This window comes from Bradyrhizobium sp. SRL28 (genome assembly GCF_018596315.1).
Lineage (GTDB): Bacteria > Pseudomonadota > Alphaproteobacteria > Rhizobiales > Xanthobacteraceae > Bradyrhizobium.
Genome location: NZ_JAHEAG010000021.1, coordinates 121,600 through 136,584 on the forward strand (window position 1 = coordinate 121,600; position 14,985 = coordinate 136,584).

At 60.0% G+C, this 14,985-nt stretch carries 9 protein-coding genes; 7 read left to right on the forward strand and 2 right to left on the reverse strand.

What is annotated here, in order from left to right:
- The first annotated feature begins 433 nt into the window (after positions 1-433).
- The 4 genes from KIP88_RS30525 (at position 434) to KIP88_RS30540 (ending at position 7,969) form a co-directional block, all read left to right on the forward strand.
- Complete coding sequence (locus KIP88_RS30525; RefSeq protein WP_214491839.1) at positions 434-5,269, forward strand: NAD-glutamate dehydrogenase; 4,836 nt, start codon at positions 434-436, stop codon at positions 5,267-5,269.
- A gap of 324 nt (positions 5,270-5,593) precedes the next feature.
- Positions 5,594-6,256 carry a hypothetical protein gene (locus KIP88_RS30530; RefSeq protein ID WP_214491840.1) on the forward strand — a complete coding sequence of 221 codons (663 nt, stop codon included), beginning with the start codon at positions 5,594-5,596 and terminating at the stop codon, positions 6,254-6,256.
- Positions 6,253-6,519 carry an HGGxSTG domain-containing protein gene (locus KIP88_RS30535; RefSeq protein ID WP_214491841.1) on the forward strand — a complete coding sequence of 89 codons (267 nt, stop codon included), beginning with the start codon at positions 6,253-6,255 and terminating at the stop codon, positions 6,517-6,519. The genes KIP88_RS30530 and KIP88_RS30535 overlap by 4 nt, the downstream gene beginning before the upstream one ends.
- A 259-nt stretch (positions 6,520-6,778) precedes the next feature.
- Complete coding sequence (locus KIP88_RS30540) at positions 6,779-7,969, forward strand: hypothetical protein (RefSeq protein ID WP_249791120.1); 1,191 nt, start codon at positions 6,779-6,781, stop codon at positions 7,967-7,969.
- Between the two features lie 97 nt (positions 7,970-8,066).
- Here KIP88_RS30540 and KIP88_RS30545 read toward each other — a convergent pair whose 3' ends face one another.
- Both KIP88_RS30545 and KIP88_RS30550 read right to left on the reverse strand, forming a co-directional pair.
- A complete protein-coding gene (locus tag KIP88_RS30545; protein ID WP_374226529.1) occupies positions 8,067-8,201 on the reverse strand; it encodes a hypothetical protein in 135 nt (44 codons plus the stop codon).
- A gap of 114 nt (positions 8,202-8,315) precedes the next feature.
- A complete protein-coding gene (locus KIP88_RS30550) occupies positions 8,316-11,648 on the reverse strand; it encodes an Ig-like domain-containing protein (protein WP_214491842.1) in 3,333 nt (1,110 codons plus the stop codon).
- A 560-nt stretch (positions 11,649-12,208) separates the two neighbouring features.
- Between KIP88_RS30550 and KIP88_RS30555 the strand changes: the two genes are divergently transcribed.
- The 3 genes from KIP88_RS30555 to KIP88_RS30565 all read left to right on the forward strand — a co-directional run.
- Positions 12,209-12,721: a hypothetical protein gene (locus KIP88_RS30555; RefSeq protein WP_214491843.1), complete on the forward strand. Its 513-nt coding sequence runs from the start codon at positions 12,209-12,211 to the stop codon at positions 12,719-12,721.
- A 315-nt stretch (positions 12,722-13,036) separates the two neighbouring features.
- Positions 13,037-14,422 (forward strand): tyrosine-type recombinase/integrase, encoded by a 1,386-nt coding sequence (locus KIP88_RS30560; protein ID WP_214491844.1) that lies wholly within the window; start codon positions 13,037-13,039, stop codon positions 14,420-14,422.
- Between the two features lie 142 nt (positions 14,423-14,564).
- Positions 14,565-14,985: helix-turn-helix domain-containing protein (locus tag KIP88_RS30565; protein WP_214491845.1), on the forward strand; the 421-nt coding region annotated here is incomplete at its 3' end.

A 14,985-nucleotide genomic window follows, 5' to 3' on the forward strand; every position in this document is an offset into this window, starting at 1 on the left:
GGCGAACTCATATTTCATTGAAACTCCTTGTGATTTCGCCAGCTGGCTGATGGTTCGACGATCGTCGGGACCGACGTCAGACGCGCCGGTGCCGGCATTTCGGCACGTTCACGGTTCCCCACGGCAGGGGTCGGTCCAGGTCCTCGACGGTGCCCGACCGCTCAAGGCAGGGCCTGTCTTCGTTGCGAAACGCACTCAATCTCAGAAGGAGCTCTCCGATAACGTACGTGCCGGCAAGGCAAGCCCTCTCAACGTCAGCTGAAACGCATACTGGAGATGCATTTCTCAAGATTTGATGGCATGATCATCAAGGGCTGCGGAGGCGCCGAGACCGAGGATTGCGCGTACGTGATCAAGGCCAAAGCGATGCGCTCAAAGAGATGCACTCCAGAATCAAGCGAACGATCGCGGCTGCGGTCAGACGGCGAGAGAAATGGAGAACCTTATGGCGTCGTGGCGTGACGACAAGGCCCGGGCGACCCTGATCCACGAAGCCGCGGCTAACGTGCAGCCGGGCAAGGCGCCCCGATCCTTTGCCGAGCATCTGTTCGGCCATACCAATCTGGAGGACCTCGCCAACTACGATGCGGCCTCCCTGGCCTTCCTGGCGGAACAGGCCTGGGAGCATGTGCAGCAACGTACGGCAGGCCGTGCCGACATCCGCGTCGTCAATCCGATGATGCCGGACGGGCGCGAGATTTCCGTGCTCGAAGTTCTCAACGACAACATGCCCTTCCTGTTCGATTCCACCATGGCGGAGCTCGCCGAGCAGGGCATCGAGGTTACGCTGGTCGCCCACCCGATCATCGCCGTGGAGCGCAACGAGCAAGGCAAGCTGCTGCATTTCTACGGCGAAGCGCTGCCGGAGGGAGCAAAGGGCGCGCGCGAAAGCCTGATTCATTTCCACATCGCGCGCCTGGACGCTGATGCCGACCGCCAGAAGGTGATCGAGGGCCTGACCGAGACGCTCAACGACGTGCGCTCTTGCGTCGCCGACTGGCGGGCCATGCGCGCCCGGGTCGAGCAGGCGATCATGACCTTCCGCTCCAATCCGCCGCCGCTGCCGATCGATGAGGTCGCCGAAGCCAACCAGTTCCTGCAATGGCTGTGCGCCGACAATTTCACCTTCCTGGGCTTGCGCGAATATCGCTTCTCGCCCGACGCCGATGCGTCGGACGACATCAGCACGGGCGAAGGCCTCGGCATCCTGCGTGATCCCGATGTAAAGGTCCTGCGCCGCGGCACCGAAATGGTGGTCATGACGCCGGAAATCCGCGAATTCATGCGCGAGCCGACCGTCCTCATGGTGGTCAAGGCCAATGTGAACAGCCGCGTTCATCGCCGCGTCCGCATGGACTATGTCGGCATCAAGCTCTATGCGCCCGACGGCCGGCTCGAGGGCGAGTTGCGCCTCGTCGGCCTCTTCACCTCGGGTGCCTATACCCGCTCGGCGCGGCAGATCCCCTATGTCCGCCACAAGGTCGAGCAGGTGCTGCAACGCGCCGGCTTCGACCCGGCCAGTCATTCAGGCAAGGCGGCCCTGCATATCCTCGAAGAGTATCCACGCGACGAGCTCTTCCAGGTCGATGCCGAAACGCTCTACAATTTCGTCATGGAAGTCCTGACGCTCTATGAGCGTCCTCGCGTACGGGCGCTGGCACGGGCCGACAAGTTCGACCGTTTCGTTTCCATCCTCGTCTTCATTCCGCGCGAGAAATATGACACCGATGTGCGTACGCGCGTCGCGGACTTCCTGGCGCAGGTCTATAAGGGGAGCTTGGCGGCCTCCTACGCTTCCTTCCCCGAGGGATCGCTTGCGCGCGTCCACTACATTATCGGGCGCTATGAGGGCCGAACGCCTGTCGTCGAGCGCGCGACGCTGGAAGCCGAGATCAGCGCCATCGCCGCGACCTGGGGCGACAAGCTGAAGGCGGCGCTCGCCACCTCCACCGACGGCATGCGAGCGCGCATGCTCGCCAACCGTTACGCCCAAGCCTTCACTGGCGGCTACACCGAAGCCTTCGGCACCTCGCAGGCGATTGCCGATATCGCCACCATCGAAAAGCTCACCCCGGCGCGGCCGGTGGCGATTTCGGCCCACCACATCGAGGGCGAGGACGATCCAACGCGCTTCGGTCTCAAGGTCTTCTCGCATGGCGCACCCCTGTCGCTGTCGTACCGGGTGCCGGTGATCGAGCATCACGGCCTGCGCGTCGTCAACGAGCGCACCTATCAGATCGTGCCTCGCGCCATGCCGGCGCCGGCGCCGGTATGGCTGCACGACATGACGATCGAGGCCAACGACGGCAAACCGATCGTGATCAACTCGGAATTCGGCCATCGCCTCGAAGCCTCGATCATGGCGGTGGTCGGCGATCGGGCCGAATCCGACGGATACAACGCCCTCATCCTGCGTACGGCCCTGAGCTGGCGGGAGGTTTCGACCATCCGCGCGCTCTCCCGCTACCTGCACCAGATCCGCGCTCCGTTCAGCCAGGACTACATGTGGGAGACCTTGCGCAAGAACACCGCGATCACCGCCAGCATGGTCGCGCTGTTCCAGGCCCGCCTCGATCCGCGCCTCGTCAACACCGACGCCGAGCGCTCGGCGCGTGAGACGACCCTCCTCACCGAGATCGAGGAGCAGCTCAAATCAGTCGCTTCGCTCGACGAAGACCGCATCCTGCGCCGCTTCGCCAATCTGGTGCAGGCAACCATCCGCACCAATCTGTGGCAGATCGGCGAGGACGGACATCCGCGTCCGGTGATCTCCTTCAAGTTCGACGCACGCAAGATCGAGGACCTGCCGGCCCCGCGACCGCTCTACGAGATCTTCGTCTATTCGCCGCGTGTCGAAGGCATTCATCTGCGCTTCGGCAAGGTCGCGCGCGGCGGGTTGCGCTGGTCTGACCGGCCGCAGGATTTCCGCACCGAGATCCTCGGCCTGGTCAAGGCCCAGCAGGTCAAGAACGCCGTGATCGTGCCGGTCGGCGCCAAAGGCGGCTTCGTGCCCAAACGCCTGCCGCCACCCTCCAATCGTGACGCCTTCATGGCCGAAGGCACCGAAGCCTACCGCATCTTCGTTCGCGCCATGCTCGAACTCACCGACAATCTCGACGGCGACATCATCGTGCCGCCCGACTCCACCGTGCGGCATGACGGCGACGACCCCTACCTCGTCGTCGCCGCCGACAAGGGCACCGCCACCTTTTCCGACATCGCCAACGCGATCTCGACCGAGAAGAACCATTGGCTCGGCGATGCCTTCGCCTCCGGCGGCAGCCAGGGCTACGACCACAAGAAGATGGGGATCACGGCGCGCGGCGCCTGGGAGGCGGTGAAGCGCCACTTCCGCGAGCTCGGCACCGACATTCAGACCATGTCGTTCACCGTCGCCGGCGTGGGCGACATGTCCGGCGATGTGTTCGGCAATGGCATGCTGCTCTCGCCAGCGACCAGGCTGGTCGCGGCTTTCGATCACCGCGACATCTTCATCGATCCCTCGCCCGACCCGGCGGTCAGCCACGCCGAGCGCGTGCGCATGTTCGAGCTGCCGCGGTCGAGCTGGCAGGATTACAACAAGGCGCTGATCTCGCAAGGCGGCGGCGTGTTCTCGCGCTCGCTCAAGGCCATTCCGCTCGCCCCGGAAGTGCGCACCCTCCTCGATCTCGACAAGCCGCAAGCTACGCCTTTCGAGGTGATGACGGCAATCCTCAAAGCGCGCGTGGACCTTGTGTGGTTCGGCGGCATCGGCACCTATATCCGCGCGTCGGCGGAAAACGACGACCAGGCCGGCGACCGCGCCAACGATCCGATCCGGATCACGGGTGCCGATGTCCGCGCCCGCGTGATTGGCGAGGGGGCCAATCTCGGCGTCACCCAGCGCGGCCGCGTCGAAGCGGCGCAGAAGGGCGTCAAGCTCAACACCGACGCGATCGACAATTCGGCCGGCGTGAACACCTCCGACGTCGAGGTCAATATCAAGATCGCGCTGGCGCGCCCCGAGCGCGAGGGACGCCTCAGTGCGGCTGACCGCAACAGCCTGCTGGCCGCGATGACCGACGAGGTCGGCGCCCTCGTGCTTCGCAACAATTATCTGCAGACGCTGGCGCTCTCGCTGGCCGAACGCAGGGGCCTGGCCGAGACCGGCTTCCTCGCCCGCCTGATGCAGTCGCTCGAGCAGCGCGGCCTCCTCAGCCGCGCTGTGGAATTCCTGCCCGACGATGCGGCGATCGCCGAACGCGCCCGGCGCGGCCAATCCCTGACCCGGCCGGAACTTGCCGTGCTGCTCGCTTACGCCAAGCTGACGCTTTACGACGATCTGCTCGTCACCAGCGTGCCCGACGATCCATATCTCGCCCGCGAATTGTCGCAGTACTTCCCGGATGAGGTTGAGGACAAATTCTCATCTGCAGTGGAACACCATCGCCTTCGGCGGGAGATTATCGCAACCAATCTCGCCAATGCCATTATCAATCGCGGCGGACCGGCCTGTGTGGTGCGCCTGATCGACGAGACGGATGCCGATGTGTCGACCATTGTCATGGCCTTCGTGGCGGTGGATGATTCCTACGGTCTGAAGCGGCTGAATGACGCGATCGATGGACTGGACACCCGCATCGACGGGCAATTGCAACTTACCCTCTACGCGGCGATTCAGGATCTCCTGCTCTCCCGCATGGTCTGGTATGTGCGCAATGTTGATTTCAAGGCCGGCCTGGATTCAGTCGTCGCGCGCTTCGGCCCCAGCATCCGCGAGATCGTCGCCGGACTCGACAACACCCTTCCGGACGACTTGCAGGCCGGGCGCAGCAAGCGACGGCAGGACCTGATCGATGCCGGCGTCCCAGCCGACCTCGCAGGCGAACTCGCCGATCTCGACGCCTTGGTCTCGGCACCAGATATCGTGACCGTCGCGGAGCGCACCAGCCGGACCATCAGCGACGCCGCCACAACCTTCTTCGCCGCCGAGGCTAATTTCCGCCTCGATCGCCTTATCGCCGCGGCACGCAACATCCCGGCAAACGACAATTACGAACGGCTCGCCATTGATCGCGCCATTGATCAGATCGCAGCCGCCGAAAGAAGGCTGGCTGCGGACATGCTGGCAACCGGCCAAAGCGGCCAGGAGGCTGCGGGCAACTGGCTTGCGGCTCATCCTGAAGCGACGCGCATCCGCCGCTCGGTCGATGAGATCAATGCCAGCGGCCTCACGCTCGCGAAGCTGACGGTCGCAGCGAACTTGCTCGGGGATATGGTGAAAGGCTGAGTGGTACGCGCTCACGATGAGCGGTTCGGGATAACTCCCCTTCGAAGGTGCGCGCTCCCAAATATCGAAAACAACCCCATGCAAAGTAGCAGGCGGCCGCCGGCATTCGACGGAGCAATTTGACACGTCGGGCAAATCAGGGGCATTCTTTCATTATTCTGAAATCCTGTACGCGTCCGTCGCCCCGCAATAGCGGGCACGTCCTTTGCGATTGCAGCCGAAAAATCCTCACCCACAATTGGAATTGCGCCGGCCCGCGGCGGCGAGCGATCGCCTGCGCGTGGTCGATCCGCGCGCTTGCCGCGTCTGCCAGGGAAGCTCAACATGAACACCGCTCCAGACCTCACCATGCCAACGGCGACCGCCGCAACTGGCCAGACCAAAACTGCCGCAGCCCCGCGAATAAAGCTGCTGTCGCACGGATTCTCCATCGACCATCCTGATCCGGAGCTCGGCGAACAGCTCATGGCGAACGCATTGGGGGTCGCCGATCGCGAAGCGATGCATGGCATTCTCAGGCAATTGGTAAAGGCCAGCGTGAGCGGCGAGAGTCCCGACGAGGTCAACCTCTCTTTCATGATCTCGATGGTGAAGAGCATCAAGCCCCGGGATTCCATCGAGGCCATGCTGGTGGCGCAGATGGTTTCGGTTCATGTGATGGCGATGCGATGTGCCCATCACCTCGCGAATGCCGATGACCTCGCCCAGCACGATAGTGCCGCGCGCGCATTGGGCCGGCTTGCCCGCACGTTTCCCGCCCAGATCGAGGCGCTCAACCGCTACCGTAGCCATGGCGAGCCCGCCATCACGGTGCAGAACGTGTCGGTCGGCGACGGCGGCAAGGCCATTGTCGGCAACGTCACGCAGCACGCGAGCGTGATCGTATCGGACAAGAGCCCGGCATCCGCGGCGCGGAAGGCGCCGAAGGGCTCGGGCTCCAAACGACGGCGCGATCCCGCTGATGCCAAGCGGGAAGCACAGGCATGAGCGATCACATCGGAAATACCGGCCCGATGCTGGCGAGCCCTCGTTGTGGCGCCAAAACCCGTTTCGGCGGCACGTGTCGTTCGCCGGCGGTGAACGGCAGGAAACGCTGCCGCATGCACGGCGGTGCACAGGGATCCGGCGCGCCGAGGGCAAACCAGAACGCGTGCAAGCACGGCCTGTTCACCAGGGATGCGATCGCCGAGCGAAGGCAGATTCAGGCGTTGCTGGGTGAAGCGCGGAAGCTGCTGAACGAGATGAAGTGATTGGCTTTCGCAGAAGGCTGCGCCACGCGTTGGCAAGCTTGCCCTTGTCTCGCACCGACAGCATTGGATTTCAAGCTAGCCATACCTGCCGTTCGAGCATTGGGGATTTCGGTGATAGTGCACTCAAACTATGGGGTTTTATGTGCTGTCACCGTAATTCGGCACCGGGCCGCCGCTATGACCCCACGATTTCGCCATACGCATCGTGTTGTTCGTCCGCACGACCCTTCCCGTCAGGCTGGCCTTCGGAAACATAGACATGGGCGGTGATTTCATTGGCCGCTGGCGTGCGGGTGGCGGCAGGAGAACGGCACGGCAAGCGAAACCCGGACGGTACAGCGCGAAGGTGCTTGCTTGCGGCTCATTGCTGCTCTCGTGTGTCATCGTCGCTGGCATGGCGACGCAAACGGCATTGGCGGAAGCAGCCGCGCCGGCCGCGACAGGCGTCGCTGATACCGAAAAAGAGCAGGGTGGGCCTGGCGCCGCGCAAGCATCCAACACGCAGAAGTCGGAACCCGAAACAGTCCTGCGACAGCCTGAGGTGCCGAAGCCAGCGCCGGAAGCTGCCGTTCAAATGCCGGAAGCACGGAAATCGAGCCACGAGGCCAAGGATTTAGCCAAGGATTTACCTGTACCACAGCTCGTCTTGCCGGGCGATCTGGCGAAGAAGATCGGCCAGAAGATCTGGCTGAATGAAACAGGCGGAAAAAGTGAAGCGATCACGGCATGGAGTGCGAACGAAGAATTCGCTTCCTTAGGAATCGGTCATTTCATCTGGTTTCCTGTCGGCAAATGGCTGCCATACGAAGAGAGCTTTCCGGCCCTGCTCGAATTCATGCGCAAGAAGAACGTGCAATTGCCCGCCTGGCTGGATCAGACGCAAATTCCGGCCAACCCGTGGACAAGCCGGGCCGAGTTCAGGAAGAACTCCAACTCACCGCAGATGAAAGAGTTGAGGCAGTTTCTGCTCGACACCGTGCCGGAGCAGACGCAATTCATGGTGGCGCGGGCGCAAGGTGCGATGGAGAAGATCCTCAAGACGACGCCCGACGGCACGGAGCGCGAACATATCGTCATCCAGTTCACGCGCGTCATTCGCGCCTCCGAGAATTTTTATCCGCTGATCGACTACATCAACTTCAAGGGCGAAGGCACCAACCCGAACGAAGCCGCCATGAACAGGGAGACCGGGCGGCGGCAGGGTTGGGGTCTCAAGCAGGTGCTGCTCAAGATGAACGGTGATACCAGCGATCCGAAGGCCGTGCGCGCCGAATTCGCCGATGCGGCGCAGTTCGTCCTGCAGCAGAGGGTTCGCAACCTTCCATCCAACCGTGTCTTCGAGGTCGGCTGGCTGCGCCGCGTCGCGACCTACCGCCGCCCGATCGCGGATCCGGAATCGAGCCCCGAACGGGCTCTGAGGAAATCGTTGCGAGTGACGGCGGCTCAATAGCTTTCCTATGAAGGGGACAGTTGCCGTTTTTGCGTATGCGTGAGGCTGCTTGTCCCGCGACGTTCGTCAGGCAATCGCGGGCTGCGCCTCGCTGACCTCAGCCTTTGGCCCTCTTCGCCACCACCTTCTCATAGGCCGCCTGCAGCCGTTCGCCTACGCTTGGGCCGGTTCGACGCTTCGGTTTCAAGCCGAGATGGATCTCGCGCAGCTCGTCCATCAGCTCGGCCCACATGGTCGGGCCGCCGTCGCTGAGCAGCTTGGCGCGAATGCCGGATTACGGTGACAGTGCACTCAACTCCAGTGAGAGTTTCGTGCGCTGTCACCGTAATTCTGATGCAGCTCTAACTCAGAAGAGAAAATCGCCAGCATCCAGTGACGAAGCAAAAACGCCTTTCAACCGGATAACATCGCCGCCGGGAATGCCAATTTCAAGCCCATCTGAAACGGTTGTTATCGCGAGTGACCCGAAGTTCAGTCCTCGGCCCCGTAGATCGATTTGATCGTGTTCGAGCGTATTACTGTTGTTAGCATTGAAATCGGTGATCGTGTCGAGGCCGTTGCTGCTAGCGCGGTAATTGAAAACATCGCTGCCGCCCACGCCGGTAAAGATGTCAGCTGCCGAAGTACCGGTGAAAACGTTCCTCAATTCGTTTCCTGTTCCGGTGTGGGACAAAGCGCCCGTGAATATTAAATTCTCAACATTTGCGGGAAGCGTGAATGACGCCAGAAATGTCTGCACCGAATCATTTCCGCCACCAGCCTGTTCAACAACGGAATCTGTCGTTGACTGAATGGCATATGTATCGTTGCCGTTTCCACCTTCGAACGTATTGATTCCCCGTCCATCGACAAATGTATCGTTGCCGTCCAATCCGATGAGGTCATCGCTGCCGGTTCCGCCAGTCACGACATTATTGAGTGCATTTCCTTTGCCGACATGCGACGCCCCGCCGACGAAAATCAAATTCTCAACGTTTGCGGATAAAGTGTAAGATGGCAAGAAAGTTTGAACCTGATCGGTTCCTTCGTTGGCAAATTCGAACACTGTGTCCGCGTTCAACTGCACGGCATAGATGTCATTACCGGCGCCGCCCTGAAGTGTGTTGAGTCCTGCACCGTCGATTAAGGTATCGTTGCCACCGTATCCAACAAGATAATCGTTTCCCTTGCCGCCGATCAGAACGTTGCTCAGGTCGCTGCCTATTCCGACAAACTTATTGCTTCCGATGTGCATCAGATTTTCAACGTTGGAGGCGAGCTTGAATGAACCAAGGGCGGTCTGAACTATATCAGTGCCTTCGTTACTGAATTCGGTGACAGAATCCCCAGTGGCTTGGACGATGTAGGTATCACTGCCAATACCTCCTTGCAGGCTGTTCGGTGCACCCACACCTCCATCCAGCGCATCGTCGCCACTTTGTCCGATCAGATAATCGGATCCATCGCCCCCGAGCAAATGATCGTCGCCCGATCCGCCGATAATGACATTGTTAAGATTGTTGCCAGTGCCGGTAAATGCCCCGGAACCGATGAATGTCAGATGCTCCAGATTTGCTTGCAGCGTAAACGACGCGATTGCCGTCCACACGGTGTCCGTGCCTTCATTGGCGAACTCCGTCATTGTGTCGCCCGTCGCGCGCACGACATAGAGATCGTTTCCTAAGCCGCCTTGCAGTGCTGAGACCCCTCGACCATCATCGAGTGTGTCGTTCCCTGCATAACCGACCAGATAGTTTTGAGTCGGCCCCCCGCGTATGAGGTTGTCCGAGGTGTCGCCAACGAATAAAAGCGAACCCGACCCTGGAGACCACTTTCCGATAGCGGCATCAAGTGCCGCAACTTGGCCGGGGCTCAGTTGAGCCGCAGCGAGACTTAAGTCGTAATCGACGATTGCAAGGATATTGGATGGCACCAGAGCGGTGCCATATTTGCGGGCTGTCCCAAGCCAGAAATAGGCATCTTGATAATCAAGATCAACGCCACTGCCTTCGAGGTATTGGCGGCCCAACGAAAACATGGCGTAAGAATTGCCCAGTTTTGCTGATTTCAGATAGTGCCCAGCAGCCGATGCGTGATCGGGAACGCCGCCCGGCAAGCCAAAGCCGAGGTCATCGAGAAGCCCAAGTCTGTAGTGGGCAACGTCGGAATTCGGCAAGGCCATGAGGAGCGACCGTGCTTCACCATAGTCTCGCGTGACGCCATCGCCTTGAATGTACAGACCAGCGAGCTGAATACTGGCGTCGTCGATAAGTCCCACCGCCTGGCGGAGAAACGTTGCGGCGAGCACGGTGTTCTGGTTGACGTAATTTCCGTATTTGAGCAGCAACCCATAGTTATAGGCGCCGACTGCGTTACCACTCTGAGCCAGAAGGATTTCGTCGTGATAGCCGCCCGCATAGTCTCCGGCCATGAATTTGGCGTCGATAGACGAGAATGACGGCAGTGGCGGCGCCTGATCGGAGACCGTCAGATGAACAGTCTTTGGGAGTGAATCGTTAAATCCATCGCTCAGAAGGTAGGTAAACGAAGCTAGCCCGGTAAACCCTGAGCTTGGTGTAAAAGTATAAACGCCGGTTTCCGAATCAAGCGAAACGGTGCCGCCCACCACTGATCCGTCAACGAGCTTAAAACTGAACTGCGCACGCTCATCGACGTCTGTACCTTTGAAGAGCGTGAACGTGAATGGCCGGTTCGACTGGATCGCAACATCCTCATTGGCGGTCGTCAGTGTCGGCGGATCATCGACCGGTCCGATAAACAGCGTGACAGTCTGGGGGCCACTCGTCGTCGTGCCATCGAAGTATGTGTATTGAAACCGAGCCTCTCCAATCACATCTGTTGGTCCGAAAAAATCGGGCTCCGGGATGAAGGTGAATTCGCCGGTTGCGGAATTGAGTGATACCGATCCACGCAGATCCGAATTCGGAACCAAGTTGAAGGTCAGTCCGCTTGATTCGGGCATCAACGTGCCCGTCAGAGGAGTATCTTCCAGTCCCGAAAAAATTTGGGCGTTCGATTGCGCCGTGGAGGGAATGGCCGGCGTATTCGTCGTTACCGTGATATCGTGAATATCGATATAGCCAGTTGGCTTTTCGTCCGGTTTGTTCCCGATCAAGACAAAGTGCAGGGTGGCGTCGGCGTGCGATAATGTCTTGTCGAGGTCAAGGTAGGTGTAACGCTGCGCCCAATCACCTTGTGAGGAGACATTGTTGCCGGCATAGGTCCAGTTCGCCGGATCGGGGTCGAGAGTGAATGAGATGTTATGATATTGACCGTCACTCTGGTTCGCCTCCAGGATAGGCGCAAGATCAAAAGCGGTGTAGGCCCAATTGGTGACCTGTTGCCCGTTAGGATATCCATCGGAGATATCGGTCGCCGGTACGTAGGTGCAAACCCAGCAAACAAGCTTCGCCCCGTTGGGGTCAAAGTCTTTTGCACGAATACTGAGCGAAATGGCCGCATCACGTAAATCCAGAACACCGGGAGCTCCGACGGTCGGCAATGAAAGGTGCGCCAAGAGATAGAGCGGCCCGATACCGTCGATATGATTTGGGTCGATATCCCCCGGGAGCAGTACCCGGGTTCCGCCGCCCTCCGAGACAGGGATTACGTCTGAACTCATCCAGGTCGTAAACGGCGCCTCACCATTAGAAAAATTGAAAGTGTAGGTTGATGGCATCCCGTCACTCCCATCCAAAAATGCGGTGGTAGAAACGAAGGACTGTAGCTGCCGCAGGTCCTGCTTTTCTTTAGGTGGACCTCTGTTCTGGAAGCCGGATCTGCTATTTCTGCCAACTTTTGTTGGTGCTGCCAGTCCGGCCTAGAACGGCGGAACGACCACACCCGAGGTCGCAATAGCTAATAAAACCTCGAGAATCGCCCCGCGAAGTTACGGACCGGCGTCTGGGATCAAATTCAAAAAATTATCGGGCAGTTGCACATATCTAGCATGGACAACCTATCCGAGTAAAGCCGGGAAACTACTAGGCTGGGAAAGGCAGCGGCATCCGGCGGGCAATGGCATGCAACTCGCTTCGCACCGGGCACGATCGACGCTCTGATTGTCTCCTATTATCGGTCGACCGATTGGACAAACCTTGCGGAAGATACGAAGGATGTGCGGCGGCGCATCATCGAGAAGTTTCGATTGAAGCATGGCGCAAAGCGGGGGTGGCTCTTGGCGGAGGTGCATCTTGTCAAAATCATGGGTGAGATCACCTCGCCATCGGCGCGGCGATCGTGGCTAAAGGCGATCCGGCACCTCCTGCTGCATGCGGTTCCGGCGATGATCAGGAAAAATCCGGCCGAAGGCATCGCACGCGTCAAGCTGCCGAAAACAAAAGGGGCATCACAGTTGGACCGACGATCGCGACGTATCGCAAGTACTGGAAGCTCGGCACGCAACAGCGCCTGGTACTCGAATTCGCCCTGGAGACGGTGAGCCGTCGCGGCGAGGTGGTGCGGCTCGGGCCGCAGCACGGCTATCACGATGCAGACGGAAGCCGCCGCATTCGCATTGAGCGCACGTACGGCAGCGAGGATGTTGACATTCCGGTGTCGGATGCGCTGGCGGCCGCGATCGACGCAATGCCCAAGCCGCAGCCCGTGGGTGGCGTCTTGCCTCTCACGTACCTGTACACCGAGTACGGCATGCCCCGGTCGAAGAAGGGCTTGGGCAACGACTTCGCGGCATGGGCGCGGACAGCGGCGCGGCGAAGATGCAAGACGCGGCAACGCATGCGCCGAACCTGATCACCGATCAACGGGCCGAGGCTGGCGGCGCGGGGTCAGAAGAGGAACACCACTCTTACAAACGCGGCGGGCCAAAATCTACAAGCGCGGGATAAGCGATTGAAAAAGTTAGAGGCGGATCATGACATGGCGCTCCCTAGGGGAATCGAACCCCTGTTTCAGCCTTGAGAGGGCCAAAAAATAAATCCTTCTCCGTTCGCCGCCGTTCGCTGATGTTCAATAATTTCAATATGTTAAATTCCGACAATCCGGTATTGTTCGTCAATGTACAGGGATTTATATTCAACGGATATTCAACGAAAAACGACGAACGCTATGTCGAAGACACTCGCCGAGGCTCAAGTTACGACGGCTAAAGCGCGCTCCAGGCTCGAGTTCGGCGTGCATTGGCGTCGCCTCGATGCGGAAGCGCATCTAGGCTATCGCAAAGGAAGACAGAGCGGCATTTGGCTTGTCCGCTGGCGTAATCACTACGAAGGCGGCAACTACAAGCAGGCGCAAGTCGGCGTCGCCAACGACATCAATGACAAGCCCGCCGATGGAATCCTGACCTTCGAACAGGCTGTGGGAACGGCACGGGAGGCCGTAGCCCGAGCCAGAATAGAAGCCGCGTCGCAGGCGGCGGGCCCGCCTCCTACCGTGCGATCGGCCATTGAATCCTACGTCAAGGAACGCGACGCTCGAGAAAGGCGCCGAACAGGTCGCGACGTCCTATCCGACGCCCGCACCAAACTGCGTCGCTACGTTCTTGGTCAAGAAAAGCGGGGCAACCAGGAAGCTGCTGAAGCTGCTGCTCTCGCCTCGGTACATCTGCATGCACTGAAAGAGGACGACTTGATAATGTGGCGTGAGGGTTTGCCGGAGGACCTGAAGGTCACGACCAAGCAGCGCTTTGTGAATGACCTCAAGGCCGCACTGAACGCCGCGTGGCCGCGGCTGTCGGCGGATCGGAAGAAACTAAACCCGACGTTCCTCGCCATTGTGAAGGCCGGCTTCAAAGCCGAGCGGATCGATGATGATGATGATGGGTCGGTTGCTCGGGATAACCAGATTCTTACAGATGAGGAGGTTGGCGCCGTCCTTCAAGCTGCGTATGAAGTCGATCAAGAGCAAGGATTTAATGGCGATCTATATCGGATCGTCGTATGTCTGGCCGCGACCGGCGCGCGGTATGCCCAAGTCAGGCGAATGCGCGTGGGCGACGTACAGGTTTCCGCACGGCGTCTGATGGTGCCGGGCTCCTACAAGGGGCGCGGGGGTAATAGTGGCTCAGTCCCGGTCCCAGTGGGTGACGATGTAATTGCGGTGCTTTTACCCGCACTCGCCGGGCGGCCAAGCGATGCACCTCTTTTCGAGCGATGGCTCCATGAACAGGAGCCGGGGGGTATCGCCTGGAAGAAGTCTGAACGCGGTCCGTGGAAAAGAGCCGAACTTGCACGTCCTTGGAAGGCCATTCGCGAGCGCGCAGGTATGCCAAAGGTCATTCCCTATGCTTTGCGGCACTCGAGCATAGTGCGAGGTCTCCGAAAGGGCTTGCCTATCCAACAGGTCGCCAAACTGCACAACACCTCAGTCAAAATGATCGAGCGGCACTACGCGAAATACATTGCGACCGCCTTGGAAGACCTCGCAAGGGCGGCAGTCGTGTCCCTAGTGCCGCGGAACGATGGAAACGTGGTGCCAATAGGGAAACGCGCGTAGGCGCCCTTCCCGAGCCTGGTTTTAAAGTGTTGTGTTCTTATCGGTCGCGGGACGGTTGTCTGAGTACGAACGGCCGCTTTGCGCGGTGGGCTCAATTGGTCAGCGCAACACTCTAATCTTATAGCAAAGATGGAGTGTGGACATGAAACAGCGACGGCGCATTTACTACTCGGCGGCCCAGCGATCCGAGATCTGGGATCGCTGGCAGGCCGGCGAGCCGATGAGTTCGATCGGACGCCGATTTGACCGGGAGTCCTCGTCGGTCTTCTCAGTGATCTCGCCGACCGGCGGCATCCGTCCTCCGGATCGGCACCGTGCCAAACAGGCGCTCAGCCTTCCTGAACGAGAGGAGATCTCTCGATGGCTCAGCATGCGCTGCTCGTTGCGGTCGATCGCGCGCCACTTGGGACGATCTCCATCAACCATCAGCCGTGAAGTCCAGCGTAATGGCGGGGCGGATCGCTACCGGGCTGCGAGGTCCGATCAGGCCGGGTGGGATCGGGCGCGGCGCCCGAAGCTTTGCAAGCTGGCTTGCCGTCCGTTCTTGAGGCGGACAGTATCAA

What these genes read in the sequence shown, in the direction of transcription:
- KIP88_RS30525 (WP_214491839.1), top strand. Translation starts at nt 434, where the DNA reads ATGGAGAACCTTATGGCGTCGTGGCGTGACGACAAGGCCCGGGCGACC.
- KIP88_RS30530 (WP_214491840.1), top strand. Translation starts at nt 5,594, where the DNA reads ATGAACACCGCTCCAGACCTCACCATGCCAACGGCGACCGCCGCAACT.
- KIP88_RS30545 (WP_374226529.1), bottom strand. Translation starts at nt 8,201, where the DNA reads ATGTGGGCCGAGCTGATGGACGAGCTGCGCGAGATCCATCTCGGCTTG.
- KIP88_RS30560 (WP_214491844.1), top strand. Translation starts at nt 13,037, where the DNA reads ATGTCGAAGACACTCGCCGAGGCTCAAGTTACGACGGCTAAAGCGCGC.
- KIP88_RS30540 (WP_249791120.1), top strand. Translation starts at nt 6,779, where the DNA reads ATGGGCGGTGATTTCATTGGCCGCTGGCGTGCGGGTGGCGGCAGGAGA.
- KIP88_RS30535 (WP_214491841.1), top strand. Translation starts at nt 6,253, where the DNA reads ATGAGCGATCACATCGGAAATACCGGCCCGATGCTGGCGAGCCCTCGT.
- KIP88_RS30550 (WP_214491842.1), bottom strand. Translation starts at nt 11,648, where the DNA reads ATGCCATCAACCTACACTTTCAATTTTTCTAATGGTGAGGCGCCGTTT.